The 19,449-nt window shown below is 68.3% G+C and carries 16 protein-coding genes and 2 riboswitches; of the genes, 9 read left to right on the top strand and 7 right to left on the bottom strand.

The annotated features are described in order from the left end of the window. Window positions 1-43: 43 nt before the first annotated feature. The 3 genes from glyA to gcvT all read right to left on the bottom strand — a co-directional run bounded on the left by glyA (window position 44) and on the right by gcvT (window position 3,012). Window positions 44-1,306 (bottom strand): serine hydroxymethyltransferase, encoded by a 1,263-nt coding sequence (gene glyA, locus MB828_RS14290; RefSeq protein ID WP_301648466.1) that lies wholly within the window; start codon window positions 1,304-1,306, stop codon window positions 44-46. 60 nt (window positions 1,307-1,366) lie between these two features. Continuing rightward, complete coding sequence (gene gcvH, locus MB828_RS14285; protein WP_046730696.1) at window positions 1,367-1,744, bottom strand: glycine cleavage system protein GcvH; 378 nt, start codon at window positions 1,742-1,744, stop codon at window positions 1,367-1,369. A 140-nt stretch (window positions 1,745-1,884) separates the two neighbouring features. After that, the gene (gene gcvT / locus MB828_RS14280; RefSeq protein ID WP_301648465.1) at window positions 1,885-3,012 is read right to left on the bottom strand and encodes a glycine cleavage system aminomethyltransferase GcvT; all 1,128 of its coding nucleotides are present in this window, start codon (window positions 3,010-3,012) and stop codon (window positions 1,885-1,887) included. Window positions 3,013-3,059: 47 nt separating this feature from the next. Then, a riboswitch (glycine riboswitch) is annotated at window positions 3,060-3,168 on the bottom strand. After that, window positions 3,169-3,269, bottom strand: a riboswitch (glycine riboswitch). Window positions 3,270-3,458: 189 nt separating this feature from the next. Between gcvT and MB828_RS14275 the strand changes: the two genes are divergently transcribed. The 3 genes from MB828_RS14275 (at window position 3,459) to MB828_RS14265 (ending at window position 6,046) form a co-directional block, all read left to right on the top strand. After that, window positions 3,459-4,139 carry an AAA family ATPase gene (locus tag MB828_RS14275; protein ID WP_301648464.1) on the top strand — a complete coding sequence of 227 codons (681 nt, stop codon included), beginning with the start codon at window positions 3,459-3,461 and terminating at the stop codon, window positions 4,137-4,139. Window positions 4,140-4,265: 126 nt separating this feature from the next. After that, window positions 4,266-5,057 carry an enhanced serine sensitivity protein SseB gene (locus MB828_RS14270; RefSeq protein WP_301648463.1) on the top strand — a complete coding sequence of 264 codons (792 nt, stop codon included), beginning with the start codon at window positions 4,266-4,268 and terminating at the stop codon, window positions 5,055-5,057. 191 nt (window positions 5,058-5,248) lie between these two features. Continuing rightward, on the top strand, window positions 5,249-6,046 hold the full coding sequence (locus MB828_RS14265; RefSeq protein WP_301648462.1) for an enhanced serine sensitivity protein SseB C-terminal domain-containing protein: 798 nt from the start codon (window positions 5,249-5,251) through the stop codon (window positions 6,044-6,046). Between the two features lie 135 nt (window positions 6,047-6,181). Here MB828_RS14265 and MB828_RS14260 read toward each other — a convergent pair whose 3' ends face one another. Further along, complete coding sequence (locus MB828_RS14260) at window positions 6,182-6,751, bottom strand: hypothetical protein (protein WP_301648461.1); 570 nt, start codon at window positions 6,749-6,751, stop codon at window positions 6,182-6,184. 672 nt (window positions 6,752-7,423) lie between these two features. On the opposite strand from MB828_RS14260, the gene MB828_RS14255 reads away from it, so the two are divergent. From MB828_RS14255 to MB828_RS14230, 6 genes are all read left to right on the top strand, one after another. Continuing rightward, window positions 7,424-8,422, top strand: a complete 999-nt coding sequence (locus MB828_RS14255) for an ABC transporter permease (RefSeq protein ID WP_301648460.1) — start codon at window positions 7,424-7,426, stop codon at window positions 8,420-8,422. A 38-nt stretch (window positions 8,423-8,460) separates the two neighbouring features. After that, window positions 8,461-10,233, top strand: coding sequence for an ABC transporter substrate-binding protein (locus tag MB828_RS14250; RefSeq protein ID WP_430381380.1), 1,773 nt, complete (start codon window positions 8,461-8,463; stop codon window positions 10,231-10,233). Between the two features lie 72 nt (window positions 10,234-10,305). Continuing rightward, window positions 10,306-11,313, top strand: a complete 1,008-nt coding sequence (locus tag MB828_RS14245) for an ABC transporter permease (protein WP_301648458.1) — start codon at window positions 10,306-10,308, stop codon at window positions 11,311-11,313. Beyond that, on the top strand, window positions 11,310-12,401 hold the full coding sequence (locus MB828_RS14240) for an ABC transporter ATP-binding protein (protein ID WP_301648457.1): 1,092 nt from the start codon (window positions 11,310-11,312) through the stop codon (window positions 12,399-12,401). Before MB828_RS14245 ends, MB828_RS14240 begins: the two co-directional genes overlap by 4 nt. After that, on the top strand, window positions 12,398-13,636 hold the full coding sequence (locus tag MB828_RS14235) for an ABC transporter ATP-binding protein (protein ID WP_301648456.1): 1,239 nt from the start codon (window positions 12,398-12,400) through the stop codon (window positions 13,634-13,636). Before MB828_RS14240 ends, MB828_RS14235 begins: the two co-directional genes overlap by 4 nt. Window positions 13,637-13,912: 276 nt before the next feature. Then, window positions 13,913-14,704 carry an AfsR/SARP family transcriptional regulator gene (locus tag MB828_RS14230; RefSeq protein ID WP_301648455.1) on the top strand — a complete coding sequence of 264 codons (792 nt, stop codon included), beginning with the start codon at window positions 13,913-13,915 and terminating at the stop codon, window positions 14,702-14,704. A gap of 64 nt (window positions 14,705-14,768) precedes the next feature. Here the strand turns inward: MB828_RS14230 and MB828_RS14225 are convergent, their stop codons facing one another. From MB828_RS14225 to hppD, 3 genes are read right to left on the bottom strand one after another with little or no spacing between them, the layout of a single operon-like run. After that, window positions 14,769-15,854 carry a prephenate dehydrogenase gene (locus MB828_RS14225; protein WP_301648454.1) on the bottom strand — a complete coding sequence of 362 codons (1,086 nt, stop codon included), beginning with the start codon at window positions 15,852-15,854 and terminating at the stop codon, window positions 14,769-14,771. Further along, the gene (locus tag MB828_RS46665; RefSeq protein WP_343236167.1) at window positions 15,851-18,361 is read right to left on the bottom strand and encodes an aminotransferase class I/II-fold pyridoxal phosphate-dependent enzyme; all 2,511 of its coding nucleotides are present in this window, start codon (window positions 18,359-18,361) and stop codon (window positions 15,851-15,853) included. Before MB828_RS46665 ends, MB828_RS14225 begins: the two co-directional genes overlap by 4 nt. After that, on the bottom strand, window positions 18,358-19,374 hold the full coding sequence (hppD, locus tag MB828_RS14210; RefSeq protein ID WP_301648453.1) for a 4-hydroxyphenylpyruvate dioxygenase: 1,017 nt from the start codon (window positions 19,372-19,374) through the stop codon (window positions 18,358-18,360). The genes MB828_RS46665 and hppD overlap by 4 nt, the downstream gene beginning before the upstream one ends. Between the last annotated feature and the right edge of the window lie 75 nt (window positions 19,375-19,449).

Below are 19,449 nucleotides of genomic sequence, written 5' to 3'. Positions count from 1 at the left end.
AAAAGGGCGGGGGCGCACGCCGTCGGGCGCCCCCACCAGGGAACTACTTGTTCAGACCGGGGTAAAGCGGGTGCTTCGCGGTGAGGGCCTCGACCCGGGCCTTCAGCGCCGCGGCGTCGTAGGCGGGCTTCAGCGTCTCGGCGATCACGTCCGCGACCTCGGCGAAGTCCTCGGCCGTGAAGCCGCGGGTGGCCAGCGCCGGGGTGCCGATCCGCAGCCCTGAGGTGACCATCGGCGGGCGCGGGTCGTTCGGGACGGCGTTGCGGTTGACCGTGATGCCGACCTCGTGGAGCCGGTCCTCGGCCTGCTGTCCGTCCAGCTCGGACTCGCGCAGGTCGACGAGGATCAGGTGGACGTCGGTACCACCGGAGAGGACGTTCACGCCGGCCTCGCGGGCGTCGTCGGCCGTCAGCCGCTCCGCCAGGATGCGCGCACCCTCCACGGTACGACGCTGCCGTTCCTTGAAGTCCTCGGAGGCGGCGACCTTGAAGGAGACCGCCTTCGCCGCGATCACGTGCTCCAGGGGACCGCCCTGGAAGCCCGGGAAGACGGACGAGTTCAGCTTCTTCGCGAAGGCCTGCTTCGCGAGGATGATGCCGCCGCGCGGGCCGCCGAGCGTCTTGTGCGTGGTGGACGTGACCACGTCGGCGTACGGCACCGGGTTCTCGTGCAGCCCCGCCGCCACCAGGCCGGCGAAGTGCGCCATGTCGACCCACAGGTACGCCTCGACCTCGTCGGCGATCCGGCGGAACTCCGCGAAGTCCAGCTGCCGCGGGTACGCCGACCAGCCGGCGATGATCACCTTCGGCCGGTGCTCCTTGGCGAGCCGCTCGACCTCGGCCATGTCCACGAGACCGGCGTCGTCGACGTGGTAGGCGACCACGTCGAACTGCTTGCCGGAGAAGTTCAGGCGCATGCCGTGGGTCAGGTGGCCGCCGTGCGCGAGGTCCAGGCCGAGGATGGTGTCCCCGGGCTGGGCCAGCGCGAACAGGGCCGCCTGGTTGGCGGAGGCGCCCGAGTGCGGCTGTACGTTCGCGTACTCGGCGCCGAAGAGCTCCTTCACCCGGTCGATGGCGATCTGCTCGGTCACGTCGACGTGCTCGCAGCCGCCGTAGTAGCGACGGCCGGGGTAGCCCTCGGCGTACTTGTTGGTGAGGACCGAGCCCTGCGCCTCCATGACCGCGATCGGCGCGAAGTTCTCGGAGGCGATCATCTCCAGGGTGGACTGCTGCCGCACCAGCTCGGCGTCCACCGCGGCGGCGACCTCCGGGTCGAGCTCGTGCAGGGACGTGTTCAGAACGGACATCTGCTTCTACGACTCCTGTTTCTACGACGCCTGGTCTGCGACGTCTGTTTCCGCGTCGCCTCAGCCGGCGGTGAAGGCGGTGTACTCGTCGGCGGAGAGCAGGTCGGCCGGCTCGTCCGCGAAGCGCACCTTGAACAGCCAGCCGCCCTCGAAGGGAGCCGAGTTCACCAGCGACGGGTCCTCCACGACGTCCTCGTTGACCTCGGTGATCTCACCCGTGACCGGCGAGTACAGGTCGGACACCGACTTGGTCGACTCCAGCTCGCCGCAGGACTCGCCCGCGGTCACCGTGTCGCCGACCGCCGGGAGCTCGACGAAGACGACGTCACCGAGCGCGTTGGCCGCGTGCTCCGTGATGCCGACCGTCGCCACGCCGTCCTCGGCGGCCGACAGCCACTCGTGCTCCTTGCTGTAACGCAGCTGCTGGGGGTTGCTCATGTCCTGAATTCTCCTGTACGCGGGGGAGTGCTGGTGAAGGGGGACTGCTGGAAACGGGCGTGACCAGCGGTGATGTGTGTGAGGTCACGCCCGGGGGCGTGGTCGGAGCGCGCCGGGGCGGTTCTTCCGGCGGTTTCCGGCTACTTCTCGCGCTTGTAGAACGGCAGCGCGACGACCTCGTACGGCTCGTGGCTGCCCCGGATGTCCACACCGACACCCGCCGTACCGGGCGCCGCGTGCGCCGCGTCGACGTACGCCATGGCGATCGGCCTGCCGAGGGTGGGGGAGGGGGCGCCGGAGGTGACCTCGCCGATCACCTTGCCGCCGGCGACCACCGGGTACCCGGCGCGCGGAACCCGGCGGCCCTCGGCGACCAGGCCGACGAGGACGCGGGGCGGGTTCGATCCGGCGCGGGCCGCCGCCTCGGTGAGCGCCTCGCGCCCCACGAAGTCGCCCTCCTTCTCGAACTTCACCACCCGGCCGAGCCCGGCGTCGAACGGGGTGAGCGAGGTGCTGAGCTCGTGCCCGTAGAGCGGCATGCCCGCCTCCAGCCGCAGCGTGTCCCGGCAGGACAGCCCGCACGGCACCAGGCCCGCCGGCTCGCCCGCCTCGGTCAGGGCCTGCCACAGCGCCACCGCGTGCTCCGGCTTCACGAACAGCTCGAAGCCGTCCTCGCCGGTGTAGCCGGTGCGGGCGATCAGCGCCGGGATCCCGGCGACCGTGCCGGGCAGCCCGGCGTAGTACCTGAGGCCGTCCAGGTCGGCGTCGGTGAGGGACTTCAGGATGCCGGGCGACTCGGGGCCCTGGACGGCGATCAGGGCGTACGCGTCCCGGTCGTCGCGCACCTCGGCGTCGAAGCCGGCGGCCCGCTCCCGCAGCGCGTCGAGGACCACCTGGGCGTTGGAGGCGTTGGCGACGACCAGGTACTCCGTCTCGTCCAGCCGGTAGACGATCAGGTCGTCCAGGATGCCGCCGTCGGTCCGGCAGATCATGGTGTAGCGGGCGCGCCCGACCCCGACGGACGCGATGTTCCCGACGAGGGCGTGGTTCAGCAGCCGGGCCGCGTCCGGCCCCGTCACGGCGATCTCGCCCATGTGGGAGAGGTCGAAGAGGCCGGCGCGGGTCCGTACCGCGACGTGCTCGTCACGCTCGGAGCCGTAGCGCAGGGGCATGTCCCAGCCGGCGAAGTCGGTCATGGTGGCGCCGAGCGAGCGGTGCAGGGCATCGAGCGCGGTACGGCGGGGTGCGGCGGAATCGGTACTGCTCATCGGTCGGTCGTCTCCCGGAGGTCCCAAGGGCATGACAGGCGAAGCTGTCCTCCCCATCTGTCATCGGAACCTGAGAGGTTCGCCCTGACCACGGGGTGGTCACGGCTTGCACCTTGGGTGGAGCCACTGTCACAGCGGCCCGCTTTTCAGATGTGCCTCGCCCGCGCGGTAACGGGGCCTGAGAGATTCAAGGGAGGGACTTGCTCCTTCGGCGCCCCGGGCACCGTGGTGCCGGGGGACTCTCCCGCGCGGATTCAAGCGGCCGGTATGCAGTTGGCGCGGACATCATTGCACGCCGTCCGCGGCCGTGGCAGGCCGGACCCGGCACGGCCTTCTGTGACAGGCCTGTGGCCGTTCGCGCACCGAACCGCGAGACACCGTGCATTACCTTCTCTTTACATTAAGTGGGGAGAACCTTTCCTGAACCCCCAGGGAGGACGGTCACGGTGACAAGGACCACGGCATACGCGAGGACCTGCGCGGCGACGACGGGCGTCGCCCTGCCCGAGCAGCCGACGGCCCCGGCCCGCGAGCGGTACGGCGCACGCCCCGCACCGGTCGTCCGCGATCTGCGCGAGCGCGCCGGCCACGGCCCCCACGGACTGCTCTTCGGCCCCCGGGACCTGGTCGTGGTCACCGGGCTGCCCGGCAGCGGGAAGTCGACGCTGATGCACCGCACCGTCCAGGGCATACGCGTCGACTCCCAGGACACCCGCGACCGCTGGGACGCCCGGCTGGCCCGGCTCCTGCCGTACGCCGTCTACCGCCCGCTGGTCCGCCTCGCCCACTACGCCGGCCTGCGCCGCGCCCTGCGTACCGGCGAGGGCGTGGTCGTGCACGACTGCGGCACGCAGGTCTGGGTGCGCGACTGGCTGGCCCGGGAGGCCCGGCGCCGCGGCGGCACCCTGCACCTGCTGCTCCTGGACGTCACGCCGGGCACGGCCCTGGACGGCCAGCGCGAGCGCGGCCGTGGTGTCTCGCGGTACGCCTTCCTGCGCCACCGCAGGGCGGCGGGCCGGCTGATCCGCTCCGTCGAGAAGGGCGATCTGCCTCCGGGCTGCGGTTCGGCGGTGCTCCTCGACCGCGACGCGGCGGACACCCTGCGCCGGATCGCCTTCACAGCCTGAGCGCGCGAGGCGGGCGGCCCCGGACGAGGTGGAGCGGCCCGTGGACTTGAATCGGCTGCTGGCTTTGTCGGTGTCACCCGCTAGCCTTTTCAGCCTCAACAGCGGTTTCCAGCAGGCGGTAGGCAGATGGACTTCCCGGCGGACCTTCCCGCGGACTTCCCGGCACAGGCACACCCCCACCCGCACGGCGGTTGGCCCGGCAACGAACTGGAGGAGGTGCTGTCGGCCTCCCTCGGCGTGCCCGCGGCGGCGGCCCGCCTCATCGAGGTACTGGGCCGCAGCTACCTGTGGATCCCGCTGCCCGAGGGCGGCGGCCCGCACAGCGGCCCCCTCGACCTGCCCACCACGGAGATCGCCGGCCAGGTGTACGTCCCGGTCTTCAGCTCCGAGGAGCAGTTCCGCCTGGTGGCCGGCTCCCACCTGTCGTACACGATCGCGCCCGCCGCCGAGTTCGCCCGCGGCCTGCCCCCGCAGGTCGGCATCGCCGTGAACCCCGGGGGCATGGTGGGCCTCCCGCTGCCGCCGGAAGGGGTCGCCGAGCTGTGCCGGGTCGGCCGCACCGAACTGGACGGACCCGCCTCCGGCGGCCGGGTCCGCCTCTTCGAGCCGGACTGGCAGGACGACCCGATGGACTTCCTGGCCGCCGCGTCGGCGGAGTTCGCGGCGATCGGCGTGGTCGCCTCCGCCCGCCGCTGCCTGGCCGCGGTCGAGACGTCCGACCCGGTGATGTTCGTGGGCGTCGAACTCTCCCAGTGGGAGGGCGACCTGCGCGCCCTGCCCCTGGAGGCGCTGGGCAAGGCACTGGGCCGGGTCCCGGTGCCCTGGCCGGTCAACCTGGTCCTGCTGGACGTGGCGGACGACCCGGTGGCCCACTGGATGCGGGACCACGTCCGCCCCTTCTATCAGTACGGCCACTAGAAACACCCTCGGAACAACCGGCCGGGGGCACGGGCCCGTGCCCGTTCGCGGCTCGCCGGGCGGGCTCGCCCGGCCACCACGGAGCCGCACCCGCGCACGGACAATCGGCCCCCGCTCCCTGGGCCCTTAAGCTGTCTCCAAACGCGGGGCGGCCTCCACACGCGGGGCGACAGATGAAGGGGCGGTAACACGTGAGCGCCAGCGGCACCGCGGCGACCGGACAGGTCGAGCACATGCTGCGCCAGGTAACGCCCGGGCGCTACGACGCCTACGAGGCACTCCTCCGCGCCCTCGCCACGCCCGCCTCCGGCCAGATCTGGATGCTGCTCTGGCACGGCCAGTCCGGTTCCCCCGACGCCCAGTACGGGAACATGGAGGTCGACGGCCACGGCTACGCCCCCTGCGTGACCTCGGCCCAGGAACTGTCGGCAAGCGGCTGGAACCGGTCGTACGAGGTGGTCGACGGCGTCGACGTGGCCCGCACCCTCTACCCCGACCACTTCGGGCTCTGGCTCAACCCGCACGCCCCGGGCGGCGGCGTCGGCATCCCCTGGCTGGACCTGCGCCGCATCGCCACCGGCCTGGACCGGCAGCCGGCCGGCCCGCTGCGGCTGGCCGAACCGGCCATCGAGATCCCGCAGTTCTACGCTCTGCTGTCGCAGAACGCCCACCGCACGCCCGCGATCCGCTCCCTGCGCCGTGCCTGGGTGCAGCCGGCGCTCGGGGCGCCGTACCTCGCGATCGGCCTCGACGTGTACGACACCTCGCCGCCGGCCGTGGACTCGGTGCGGGCGATGATGCAGCAGTCGATCGGGGCGGTACCGGACGGCCTGCCGGTGTCCACGGTGGCCATGACCGACGAGTACGACCCGGTCGTGATGTGGATGAGGGCGGCGGCCCGTCCGTTCTACGACCGGGAGGCCCACGCGGCGCTCCCCCCGGCCCCGGCGGCCGGCTACGGCTACCCGCCCGCGCCCGGCGGCTACTGACCGCCGCTCGGACAGTAGTTCTTCCCCATCTCCTTGCTTCTGATTCTGAGCACAAGAAATCCGGGTGAGCGGCAGTGACTTCTGCCGCTCACCCGGATTTCTTGTGGTGCCCGTCCGTATCTGCCGCGTATTACATCACGGCCTGGGAGTGCAGCCGTCTGTGCTCTTCGTCTGGCACTCCGCCCAGTGCTCCGAGGAAGTTATCCCCTTGAGGATTCCCATGTCCTTGACGGGATACTGCTTGCAGTCACCTCCCTGGCGCCACTTGTAGATGCCGAAGTTGTGGTACTCGACCATCGGCTGCGCATATCCCCGCTTGTGCGAGTCGACGACCATGGTGTCGGTCACGGTGACGCCCTTGGCGGCCGTCTTCGTCACCGAGTAGCTGGTCTTGGCGTTGACCGTGGCGATGGCCCAGCCCACGGACACGCTTGCCTCGCCGCTCCAGGCGGACGCCCTCGTGGTGCTCGTCGTCTCGGAGATCGAGAGCGTGGCCGAGTGGGAGCTGCTGTTGTACTTGCTGCGGACAGGCCCACGGGTCTTGTAGGAGGCGCCGGACAGCTTGGACACGGTGTAGTAGGTGAAAGGCTCGCAGTGCGCGGCGGCTGCCGAAGTCGCCGTCGCGGGAATGATGGCGAAGCTTCCGCCGAGCAGAGCGACGCCCGTCGCAACAGAACAGAGCGCGCGCCTCTTCGGTGTCTTCATTTGTTCTCCCCGTTTCCCCGTTTCGTTCTGCCCCAGTATTTCGGTCGCCGGAGCAGCGGTGCGGGAATGAAGTTAGCCCTGTGAATTCGATTGGGCAAGCAGTTTACTGCGGTGCGATCCGGTCGAATTCTCAGAGAAAGCTCAGATTCGTAAAGCACAGGAAAATCGATTTAGGGTCAAAATGCCGATTGTCCACTCTGTGCGTGGGGCGAAAAAGCAAGAAAGCGGCAAACCGGACGCGCCCCGCACCGCTTGTGGCGTCGGTCACATCTGAACGCTCCGCTCCGGGCTCTCGGCGGGTGGTGCTCGACCGCTGTCCATGCAGTGATCTTCGCGCGTAGATGCGCACCATTGGAGCTTCTTTGTGCACTGTGTCCGAATTATTCCGTCCGACCTCTGTTGCCAGTAGTCCGGATAGCGGAAACCTCGATCGGCATCACGGTTGCGCATACTTTCTCCATCAGCCCTGGCGCGTGATCACCAGGGCACTGAAGACTCGCCTTTCAGACGCGAAGTCACCGATCCCGCGAGCCGGTACGCAGTGCCAGTCAACGGTCTCGCGGACGGTCGGGCCGTAACCATCGGCAGCCACCGCGCAACATGCAAGCGAACCAAGCCGCCCACCGCGGCGGACAAAAGCCGGTCACCGCCGGTGAGAGGGGTCAGGTCACAGTGACCGCACCGATCGAGACCACCGGGGCGGCAGCCGATGCGCAGCCGGAGGCTGTGCTGCAGGGTGCCGGTAAGGGGCAGATCGAGGGTCGTTCCCTCGGGCAGATCGCCTGGTCCCGGTTCAAGAAGGACAGGGTCGCCGTCGTGGGCGGCATCGTTGTCGTCCTGCTGATCGTCGTGGCGATCCTCGCCCGCCCCATCCAGGCTCTGTTCGGTCTCGACCCCAACGCCTTCCACCAGGAGCTGATCGACCCCAACACCTCGCTGCCGTCCGGCGGCTGGGGCGGTATGAGCCTCGATCACCCTCTGGGCGTGGACCCCAAGTTCGGCCGTGACATCGCCACCCGCATCCTGGAGGGCTCCTGGGTGTCGCTGGTGGTGGCCTTCGGCGCCACCATCCTGTCCAACGTTATCGGTGCCGTCATGGGTGTCGTCGCGGGCTACTACGGCGGGCGTGTCGACTCGGTCATCAGCCGGCTGATGGACACCTTCCTCGCCTTCCCCCTCCTGTTGTTCGCCATCGCGATCTCCGCCACCCTGCAGGGCGGCGCGTTCGGCCTGAACGGACTGCCGCTCCACCTGAGCGTGCTCATCTTCGTCATCGGCTTCTTCAACTGGCCCTACCTGGGCCGGATCGTGCGCGGCCAGACCCTGGCCTTGCGGGAGCGCGAGTTTGTCGACGCATCCCGCGGCCTGGGTGCCAAGGGCCCGTACATCCTGTTTCGAGAGCTGATGCCCAACCTGGTCGGCCCGATCATCGTCTACTCGACGCTGCTGATCCCGACCAACATCCTCTTCGAGGCGTCCCTCAGCTTCCTTGGTGTCGGCATCCAGCCCCCGCAAGCGTCCTGGGGTGGCATGCTCCGCGAAGCCGTGACGTTCTACCAGGTCGATCCTGAGTACATGATCGTGCCCGGCCTTGCAATCTTCGTGACCGTGCTGGCGTTCAACCTGCTCGGTGACGGTCTCCGCGACGCTCTCGACCCGCGCAGCCGCTGACGCCTGCCGGCATCCGAGAGCCCGATAAGTTTCCGACAATGGAGGGGAACCCACCCATCATGCGAAGGTCAGCGCTGGCCGCGATCGCGGCCATCGGCTCCGCCACCCTGCTGGTTGCAGGGTGCAGCAAGGCCGATGACAACAAGGACGACAACGGCGGCAGCTCCGCCGCGGCCAACGCGGCTACCAAGGGTGTCGTCAACGCATCGGACAAGAAGGGCGGCACGGTCACCTACGAGCTGTCCGACGTCCCGGACTCGTTCGACCCGGGCAACACGTACTACGCGTACATGTACAACTTCAGCCGGCTGTACGCCCGCCCGCTGATGACGTTCGAGCCGGGCCCCGGCTCCAAGGGCAACACCCTGGTCCCGGACCTCGCCGCGGGCAAGGGCGTCCCCAGCGACGGCGGCAAGACCTGGACGTACAAGCTTCGTTCCGGCCTGAAGTACCAGGACGGCACCGCGATCACGTCCAAGGACGTCAAGTACGCCGTCGAGCGCTCCAACTTCGCGCGTGACGTGCTCTCCCTCGGCCCGAACTACTTCCAGCAGTTCCTGGTCGGCGGCGACAAGTACAAGGGCCCCTACAAGGACAAGAGCGCCAAGGGCCTCGCCTCCATCGAGACCCCGGACGACACCACGATCGTCTTCCACCTGAAGACGGCCTTCCAGGAGTTCGACTACCTGGTCGCCGCCCCGCAGACGGCCCCGGTCCCGCAGGCCAAGGACAACGGCGTCGACTACGTCAAGAACATCGTGTCCTCGGGCTCGTACCAGTTCCAGAGCTACCAGGACGGCAAGCAGGCCGTGCTGGTCCGCAACAAGAACTGGGACCCGAAGACCGACCCGCTGCGCAAGCAGCTGCCGGACAAGATCATCGTCAACCTGAAGGTCAACCCGGAGACGGTCGACAAGGACGTCCTGGCCGGCGACGCGATCGACCTCGGCGGCACGGGTGTCCAGGCCGCCACGCAGGCCCAGGTCCTCACCGACGCCGGCAAGAAGGCCAACACGGACAACACCTACGGTGGCCGTCTGGTCTACATGGCGATCAACACCAAGTCGAAGCCGTTCGACAACGCCGCCTGCCGCAAGGCCGTCGAGTACGCGATCGACAAGGTCTCGGTGCAGACCGCCGAGGGCGGTCCGATCCGCGGTGACGTCGCCACCACGGTGCTGCCCCCGGACATCCCGGGCTACGCGAAGGCGGACGTCTACGCCACCACCGGCAACAAGGGTGACGTGGCGAAGGCCAAGGAGCAGCTGAAGGCCTGCGGCAAGACGTCGATCAACACCAACATCACGGCCCGTTCGGACCGTCCGCAGGAGGTTGACGCCGCCACGGCGATCATCAACTCGCTGAAGAAGGTCGGCATCAACGCCAGCCTCAAGCAGTACCCGTCGGGCAAGTACTTCACCGACTACGCGGGTGTGCCGAACTTCGCCAACAAGCAGAACGTCGGCCTGATGATGATGCAGTGGGGTGCTGACTGGCCGTCGGGCTACGGCTTCCTGCAGCAGATCCTGAACGGCGAGGCGATCAGCCAGTCGGGTAACACCAACCTGTCGCAGTACGACAACAAGTCGGTCAACGACCTGCTGGCGAAGGCGATCGGCACGCAGAGCGACACCGAGCGCAACGCCCTCTACACGCAGATCGACAAGCAGGCCATGGACGACGCCGTTATCGTCCCGCTGACCTACTTCAAGGTCCTGCTGGCCCGCCCGGTGAACAACACCAACCTGGTGTCCTCGGCGGCCTGGAGCGGCCAGTACGACTACCTCAACATCGGCGTCGCGTCGAAGTAGCAGCCCCGGAAGGCAGGTGAAGGCATTGGTGCCCGCGGACCTCGTGGCCCGCGGGCACCAGCGCCGATCCCCGTGATCTCGTACATCCTCCGTCGGACGCTCGCAGCGGTGATCCTGCTGCTGGTCGTCTCCGCGGTCACCTTCGCCATTTTCTTCGTGCTGCCGCGGCTCGCCGGGCAGACCGCCGACCAGTTGGCGCAGCAGTACATCGGCAAGAGCCCGTCGAAGGCGGACATCGCCGCGGTCAAGCACAACCTCGGTCTGGACCAGCCTGTCTACGTCCAGTACTGGCACTTCATCAAGGGGATCGTCTCCGGCGCCACCTATGATCTGGGCCCCACCACGGTGCACTGTGACGCGCCGTGCTTCGGCTACTCCTTCAAGACCCACCAGGCCGTCTGGCCGCAGTTGACCTCCCGGATGCCGGTGACCCTGTCGCTGGCCGCCGGTGCCGCCGTGCTGTGGCTGGTCTCGGGTGTGGCGATCGGTGTGATCTCCGCGCTGAAGCCACGCTCCTTCTTCGACCGCACCTTCATGGGTGTGGCCCTCGCAGGCGTCTCGCTGCCCATGTTCTTCACGGGCAATCTGGCGATCCTGCTCTTCACCTACCAGTGGCCGATCTTCGGCCGCACATACGTCCCGTTGACCCAGAACCCGGCACAGTGGGCCAACACGCTCATCCCCGCCTGGTGCTCGCTCGCGCTCCTGTATTCGGCCATCTACGCGCGGCTCACCCGCTCTGGCATGCTGGAGACGATGAACGAGGACTACATCCGCACGGCCCGTGCCAAGGGCCTGCGCGAGCGGAAGGTCGTCGTCCGGCACGGACTGCGCGCCGCGCTCACCCCGATCATCACCGTCTTCGGCATGGACCTCGGTCTGCTGCTGGGCGGCGCGGTGATCACCGAGACCGTGTTCTCGCTGCACGGTGTCGGCCAGTACGCGGTGCAGGCCATCGATGACAACGACCTGCCCCCGATCCTCGGCGTGACCCTGCTCGCCGCCTTCTTCGTCGTGATCGCAAATCTTCTGGTGGACCTGCTCTACGCAGCCGCCGACCCGCGGGTGAGGCTCTCGTGACCGAACTCTCCAAGACCGGTGCCGCCGTGGGTGAGCCCACGCCGAGCAGCCCGTCGGACGCCTTCCTCGATGTCCGCGACCTCAAGGTGCACTTCCCGACCGACGACGGCATCGTCAAGTCGGTCGACGGCCTCAGCTTCTCCCTGGAGAAGGGCAAGACCCTCTCCATCGTGGGCGAGTCGGGCTCGGGCAAGTCCGTGACCTCGCTCGCCATCATGGGCCTGCACCGGCTCGGCGCCCGGGGCAAGAACGTTCAGATGTCCGGCGAGATCTGGCTGGGCGGCACGGAACTCGTCAGTGCCTCCCCGGACGAAGTGCGCCGGCTGCGCGGCCGCGAGATGGCGATGATCTTCCAGGACCCGCTGTCCGCGATGCACCCGTACTACAAGATCGGCGACCAGATCGTCGAGGCGTACCGGGTCCACCACGACGTCAGCAAGAAGGTGGCACGCGCGCGCGCCATCGAGATGCTCGACCGCGTCGGCATCCCCGAGCCCGCCAAGCGCGTCGACGGCTACCCGCACGAGTTCTCCGGCGGTATGCGCCAGCGTGCGATGATCGCCATGTCGCTGGTCAACAACCCCGAACTGCTCATCGCGGACGAGCCGACGACCGCCCTGGACGTGACCGTCCAGGCGCAGATCCTCGACCTGATCCGTGACCTGCAGAAGGAGTTCGGCTCCGCGGTCATCATCATCACCCACGACCTGGGTGTGGTGGCCGAAATCGCCGACGACGTGCTGGTGATGTACGGCGGCCGGTGTGTGGAGCGCGGCCCGGTCGACGAGATCTTCGAGAAGCCGCAGCACCCCTACACGTGGGGTCTGCTGGGCTCGATGCCGCGCATCGACCGCGAGACCTCCGACCGGCTCATCCCGGTCAAGGGCCAGCCGCCGAGCCTCATCAACGTCCCTTCGGGCTGCGCCTTCCACCCCCGCTGCCCGTACGCGGACCTTCCCAAGGGGAACGTCACCCGCACGGTCCGTCCCGAACTGCAGCAGGTCGACGGCGGCCACTGGTCCGCCTGCCACCTCTCGGCCGAGGACCGTACGCGGATCTGGACCGAAGAGATTGCGCCGAAGCTGTGAGCGACACGAAGAAATCCGATGAGGCGGTCATCCCGCAGCAGGCGTCGGCTTCCGAGAAGGCGTCCGGGGACCGGGAGGTGCTGCTGAAGGTCGAGGACCTGCAGAAGCACTTCCCGATCAAGAAGGGCATCCTGCAGCGGCAGGTGGCCGCGGTGAAGGCCGTCGACAGCATCGACTTCGAGGTGCGCAAGGGTGAGACCCTGGGCGTGGTCGGGGAGTCGGGCTGCGGCAAGTCGACCATGGGCCGGGTCATCACCCGGCTCCAGGACCCGACCGGCGGCAAGGTCACCTTCGAGGGTCAGGACATCACGCACCTGTCCACCGCAAAGATGCGTCCGCTGCGCCGCGACATCCAGATGATCTTCCAGGACCCGTATGGCTCCCTGAACCCGCGGCACACCATCGGTTCGATCGTCTCGGCGCCGTTCCGGCTCCAGGGCGTCGAGCCGGAGGGCGGGGTCAAGAAGGAGGTACAGCGCCTGCTGGAGCTGGTGGGCCTGAGCCCCGAGCACTACAACCGCTACCCGCACGAATTCTCCGGCGGTCAGCGCCAGCGCATCGGGATCGCCCGCGCGCTCGCCCTGAAGCCGAAGCTGGTCGTCGCCGACGAGCCCGTCTCAGCCCTGGACGTCTCGATCCAGGCTCAGGTCGTCAACCTCATGGACGACCTCCAGGAGGAGCTCGGCCTCACGTACGTGATCATCGCCCACGACCTCTCCGTCGTCCGGCATGTCTCGGACCGGGTCGCGGTGATGTACCTCGGCAAGATCGTCGAACTCGCGGACAGCACCAAGCTGTACGAGTCGCCGATGCACCCGTACACGAAGGCGCTCATGTCGGCGGTGCCGGTCCCTGACCCCAAGCGCCGGGGCATGAAGAGCGAGCGCATCCTGCTCCGCGGTGACGTCCCCTCGCCGATCTCGCCGCCCTCCGGCTGCCGCTTCCACACGCGGTGCTGGAAGGCGACGGAGATCTGCAAGACGACCGAGCCGCCGCTGCTCGAGCTCCGCCCGGGCCAGCAGGTGGCCTGCCACCACCCGGAGAACTTCGCCGACCAGGCGCCGCAGGACACGGTGCTGCTGACCGCGGCGAAGGAGGCCACGGAGCTGCTGGGCGCGGCGGTCCTTGAGGAGTCGGCGGAGACGTCGGCGGCGGTGGCAGCGGCGGCGGAGGAGATCACCGCCGAGGAGACCACCGCCGAGAAGGCCGCCGGCGAGGAGACCGATCACATCTGACGTCTGAAAGCCCCTTTTCGCGGGCAGGAACCCAGCAGCTGAAAGTTCCGCGGTGCGCCGTGTCAACCCCGCCGAGCCTTCGCTCGGCGGGGTTGACACTTGTGTCGGCCCCACGGGGGTCTCGGTGGATCAATTTGGTCAGCAATTGAATGCTGCTGCGCCGGTGCTGGGTTACGCTGCAAGTGAGGTAGCGCAAGAGAGCCGGTCACGTCCGGCTTGGTGTGGTTGATCCGTATTGGGTCAATCTGTTTCAAGCGTGTCCTGACGGGGGTTAGTGTGTCGATTTTAGCCGATCGGGTCAAGTTTGGTATTCTCGGCTCGCTGGATATCAGACTCGAAGGAAAAAGGGTAGTTGTCACGGCGCCCAAGCAGCAGGCTGTTCTGGCGTCGCTGCTGCTGGACGTAAATGAATTCGTCTCGGTCGACAGCCTCGCGAACTATGTCTGGTCCGGTAGGCCTCCGTCGGCCTACCGGACCACCTTGCAGGCCTACGTCTACCGGCTCCGTCAGCTCATCGGCCGTGCTCCGGGCGTCGAACTGGCCACGGGAAACGCCGGATACATGCTTGAGGTCGATCCTGTCGCGATCGACCTGCGGGTATTCCGACAGCGGGTCCAGACGGGCCGGGACTTGGTCCGCTGCGGGGATGTCAGCGGTGCGGCGCGTGAACTTCGTGATGCACTGTCCGTATGGCGCGGGAATGCTCTATCCGGAGTTCCGGGAGAGCTTCTGCAGCAGGAAGCACGTTTCCTGGAGAGCGAGCGGCTCGCGGTCTACGAGGAGTTGCTCAGTCTTGAGATATCGCTCGCGAACCATCGGCGGATAATTCCGGAGCTGACCAAACTGGTCAATTCCCATCCGCTGCGAGAGACGCTCGCGGCCCAGTTGATGCTGGCCCTCTATCGGTCCGGCATGCAAGCTGAAGCGCTTCAGGGTTACGCCGTCGCCCGCAGCCGACTGCGGGAGGAATTGGGAATCGAACCGGGCGTGGAACTGCAAGACCTGCACAAAGGCGTGCTGAGTAGAATGCCGGCTGAGGAAATCCCCATCCCGGCCTGGCCTGACTGAGCGCCCCACCTGGAGGCCGACCCGGTGCCGGTGGTGCGCTGCCGCCGTCGGCCGGGCCGGTCTCCTACTTCTGCAGCAGCCAGCCGGAGTTCCGCAGGCTCGCACTGAGCGGTCCGGCGGCGGCCCGCTCCACCATCAGTTCCACCAGACCACGCGGCGGGTCGGGAACGTGTTCGATGCGTACGTCCTCGATATTGACCCCGCAGGCTCCCGCGTCGGCCAGTAGATGGGCCAGGGCCCCCGGGCGGTCCGAGATCTCCACGGGCACCGCCGTCAGATCGAAGGACGGCCGGCCGTCCTTCTGCGGTATCCGGGCTCGTCCGGTGGTCCCGCGCCGCAGCAGTTCCTCGAGGTCCCGGCGGCTGGACTCGGCGGACGCCTCGTCCTTCTCCACAAGCGCTCGGAGCGCCGAGACGGTCCGGTCCAGGTCGTCCGCAACGGACGCGAGTACATCGGCGACCGCGGCGGCGTTGGAGTCCAGGATCTCGCTCCACAGCCCCGGATCGCCGCCGGCGATCCTCGTCATGTCGCGCAGCCCCTGTCCGGAAATGCGGACCGCGCTGTCCTCCGCCTCCACCAGGCGTCCCGCCATGAGGGCCGCGAGCATGTGGGGCGCGTGCGAGGTCAGAGCCACCGCCCGGTCGTGAGCCACCGTGTTCATCAGAACGGGGACGGCCCCGCAGAGGGACACCAGCTCCAGAGCGTGGTTGAAGGCGCTCTGATCAGTGTGGTCGGAGGTGGTCAGGACCCAGTACCGGCCCTGGAAAAGGTCTCCCCGGGCGGCCAGTGGCCCGGAGCGCTCCCCTCCGGCCAGCGGGTGGCCTCCCACGTAGCTGGCCGGGTCGCCTCCGCATGCGGACAGCTCCTGGCCAGGACGTGCCTTGACGCTGCCGACGTCGGTATAGGCGCGGGCGAGCCCGATCCGCTGCCAGCGGGCCACCTCCGCGCTGATCCGGGCCGGAGGGACCGCGAACACGGCCAGGTCCACGGGAGTCTCCGGCAGCCCGAGGTTGCCGGCGCCCATCGCGGCCGCCGTTCTGGCGGTTGACGGGTCGGCATCGCTCAGGTACACGCTCACGCCCCGCTGGCTCAGGGCCAGTGCCACCGAGGTTCCGATGAGGCCGGTGCCGATGACTGCGGCGGATCTCATGCCGGCGCCCCCTCCCCGTCGAGCCGGGCAGCGGAGGAGGAACCGTGCCGCAGTGTCTCCGCCTCGATGAAGCGGCTGAGCCGTGCGATGCCCTCTTTGATCTTCTGGGGCGTGAGGTAGCTGAACGACAGCCGGACCGCGTTCTCGCCGCCGCCTCGCGGATAGAAGTACGACATGGGCGTCCACAGGACCCCGAAGCGTTCGGCGGAGCGGGACAGTGCCTCGTCGTCGGCCCGGAAGCCGACCCCCATGGTGAGGAAGAAGCCGCCGGTCGGCTCGTTCCACCGCACACCGAGCCGCTCGCGTTCCGATACGGGGAAGACCCGGGCCAACTCGTGCAGGACCGTGTCCAGACCCTCGCCGTAGTGGTCGGCGGCTCCGACGTTCGCCTGTGACAACCGCCCGCCCGACGCGATCAGCACCCCGGCCACGGCCGCTTGACTGAGCGACGGTGTGTTGACCGTGACCATGCTCTTGATCTTGGCGAGTTCGGCGGCCAGCAGACCCGTGCCCTTGCGCAGGTCGTCCCGGACACGCTGATCCGCCACGACGTATCCGACCCGGGCGCCGGGGAAGACGGTTTTCGCGTACGAGCCCAGGTGGATGACGCGACGCCCGCGGTCGAGCGACTTCAGTGCGGGTGGCTGCGCGCCCCGGCTGACCAAGCGGTACGGACTGTCCTCGATGACCAGGACGTCGTAGCGCTCCGCGAGTTCGAGCAGGCGGTGGCGGTCCGGTGTCGCGAGAGTGCCGCCGGACGGGTTGGAGTGTTCGGGCACCAGGTAGACCGCGGTCGGGCGCCGTCCGGCGGCGATCTCCCGGCGTACGGTGGCCTCGAACTCCGCGCAGGAGAAGCCGTTCTCGTCCTCCTCCACCTCGGCCACCGCGACGTCCAGCAGGGAGGCTGCGCCGGTGATGCCGACGTAGCACGGGCTGGAGACGAGCAGTACCTGGTCCGGCCGGGAGAACAGCGCCCGGAGCACCAGGACCATGGCCTCCTGCGCACCGACCGTCACGACGATCGACTCGGGGGGTACGTCGATGTTCTCGTCGACGCGAAGGGAGTTGGCGATCAGTTCCCGGATCTGGCCGGCGGCCGGCCCGTACTGGTAGAGCGAGTTGCGGATGCGTTCCGGCGGGACGCCTTGCTCCGCGAGGTGGTCAAGGTAGCGCTCAACCGCGGTGAGGATCTGATCGGTGCTGAAGAAGCCTTCGAACGGGCGCCCCGGGGCGAAGGAGATGGCTTCCGGGTAGCGGTCGGTGACCTCGTTGAGGAAGTTCATGGCGTCGAGCACTGGGTCCGAGATGCTCGGGTGCAGGTCCTCCTTGCGCAGGACACCGGCTTCCCCAGGCGACACCGGCCCGCCGACGTCGGCCGGAGTGGCCGGTGCCTGCATCGGGACGAGGAGGCCGCGGCGGTGCCCCGGGCCGGCCCGGTCGAGCCTGACCTTCCCGGCGTCGGCGATCGTACGGGTGCCGGTCAGGGCCATGGCGTCGGTGAGTTCGGTGCGCAGGATGTCCAGCACCTGTGTCACACCGTCCTGCCCCGCGGCTGCCAGGCCGTGGAGCACCGGTCGACCGATCAGCGCCGCGTCGGCCCCCAGGGCGAGAGCGGTCAGGACATCCGTGCCACCCCGCACACCGCCGTCGAGCAGCACGGCACATGAGCCCGCCACTGCCTGGACCACTTCGGCCAGTACATCCAAAGTCGCCGGGGCGCAGTCGAGTTGACGGCCGCCGTGGTTGGACACCACCACTCCGTCGGCACCCGCGGCACACGCGTGCAGCGCATCCTCCGCAGACATGATGCCCTTCACGAGCACCGGCAGGTCGCTGACCGAGCGCAGCCACTCGACCACCGACCAGTCCAGCTCCGGGTCGAGCGCGTCACGACCGTGGTCGGTAGGCGAGTCGAAGCCTTCCCCCGGCAGGTTGGCGGGCCGGATACCGGAAGGCAGCCGAAATCCGTTGCGGACGTCGCGCAGTCGGCGACCCAGGTGGGGGGTGTCGGCCGTGAGAACCAGGGCTTCGAACCCGGCCCGTTCCGCCCGCTGAATCAGGTCTCGAGTGATCGCGCGCTCGCGGAAGCAGTACACCTGCAGCCACAGCGGAGCGGTCGTCGCCGGCAATTCCTCGAAGGCGCGGCCCGCGAAGGTACTCACGACGACGGGAAGACCCGCGGCATCGGCGGCGCGCACGGTGGCCACTTCACCGTCGGCATGAGCCAGCGTGTGATAGGCGACAGGGGCAATTCCGAGGGGTGCCGCCCACTCACGCCCGAGGATCTTGACCGTTGTATCGGGCCGGCCGGTACCGGCCAGTGCCCGGGGACGCAGCGTAATCCGTTCGAATGCCGACCTGTTCGCCGCGAGGGCACGTTCCTCGCCGGCGCCGCCGTTGATGAAGTCCCAGACCGGCGGCGCCAGTCGTGGCCGGGCCAGGCGGGCGACGTCCGACAGGGTGAGTGCGTCCGCCATCCGCTCGACGGCGGAGCTGGATCCGCTCACTGCGAGGCCACCCGCTCACGCTCGACGGCTTCGTACAGTGCGCGGATGTTGGCGCTGCCGAAGCCCTGGGCGCCGTGGCGTTGGATCAGCTCGTAGAACAGCGTGTTCCGCTCGTGCGGCGAACGCGAGAACAACTGGAGCAGGTATCCCCATTCGTCGCAGTCGGCGAGTACGTTCGTGTCCGAAAGGCTCGATATCTGATCGGCCATTTCGGGAATGCGGTCGGCCAGCATTTCGTAGTAGGTGCCGGGTGTGTGCAGGAACTCGACACCGCGATTTCGGAAATCGCGTACGGCGGCGACGATGTCATCCACCAGAAAGGCGAGATGCTGGACTCCGGAGCCGGAGTTTCGCTGGAGGAACGCATCAATCTGTCCGGGTTCACGTTGCGGGTCGGGCTCGATGATGGTGAAAGTCATACCGCCGGACGGGTTGCGGACCACGATCGAGTCCATGGCCTGCTCACCCACCTCCACGTATTCGCTGTAGAACCGTTCGCACCCAAATCCGTCGATGTAGTACTGCACGGTCTCGTGGAGGGTGCCGGCGCTCAGGCACACCGCTATGTGGTCGAGCGAGAGGATCGGTGCGGCTCCGTCGCGCGCCGGCGTGGCAGTTCGCCCCTCGGTCCAGACCCGGTCGGCCGGTTCGCCCGGTCCCGTCGGAACCAGGGTGTGTCGCACGTCCCCGAACCCGGAGACGGCGATGCTGCCCCGGTCGGAAGGGAGAACGCGGCCGCCCGCCGCGACCGCGGCGGCGGCGGTCTCCGCCACGTTGTCGCATGTCAGTGCGATATCGGCGATGCCGTCGCCGTGCTGGTCGAGGAAGTGCTCGGTGGCCGGGCCGCTGGACACCACGAGACGGACGGCCCCCTGACGCAGCAGCGACGACTGCATGTCGGGGGATTCGGAGACTGCTGATTCCTCGAATCCGAACGAGCCGGTGAAATATTCGACGGTCTTGTGCCGGTCCCCCACGTAAAGCTCGGTGTAGGGAATATCCAGTGCGGCCATGCCGATTCCTTCCTGAATATTTCGGGCTGAACTTTCCGGGAGAGAGGCTGGCATGTGCTCAGAGCCGACTACAAG

Source organism: Streptomyces arenae (assembly GCF_022343545.1).
GTDB classification, from domain to species: Bacteria; Actinomycetota; Actinomycetes; order Streptomycetales; family Streptomycetaceae; genus Streptomyces; species Streptomyces humi.
Note: the sequence above shows the minus strand (reverse complement) of the source record. Positions and strands in the feature narration are given on the sequence as shown.

Coding starts and splice junctions, on each gene's coding strand:
- glyA (WP_301648466.1), bottom strand. CDS start 1,306: ATGTCCGTTCTGAACACGTCCCTGCACGAGCTCGACCCGGAGGTCGCC.
- gcvH (WP_046730696.1), bottom strand. CDS start 1,744: ATGAGCAACCCCCAGCAGCTGCGTTACAGCAAGGAGCACGAGTGGCTG.
- gcvT (WP_301648465.1), bottom strand. CDS start 3,012: ATGAGCAGTACCGATTCCGCCGCACCCCGCCGTACCGCGCTCGATGCC.
- MB828_RS14270 (WP_301648463.1), top strand. CDS start 4,266: ATGGACTTCCCGGCGGACCTTCCCGCGGACTTCCCGGCACAGGCACAC.
- MB828_RS14260 (WP_301648461.1), bottom strand. CDS start 6,751: ATGAAGACACCGAAGAGGCGCGCGCTCTGTTCTGTTGCGACGGGCGTC.
- MB828_RS14250 (WP_430381380.1), top strand. CDS start 8,461: ATGGAGGGGAACCCACCCATCATGCGAAGGTCAGCGCTGGCCGCGATC.
- MB828_RS14225 (WP_301648454.1), bottom strand. CDS start 15,854: ATGAGATCCGCCGCAGTCATCGGCACCGGCCTCATCGGAACCTCGGTG.
- hppD (WP_301648453.1), bottom strand. CDS start 19,374: ATGGCCGCACTGGATATTCCCTACACCGAGCTTTACGTGGGGGACCGG.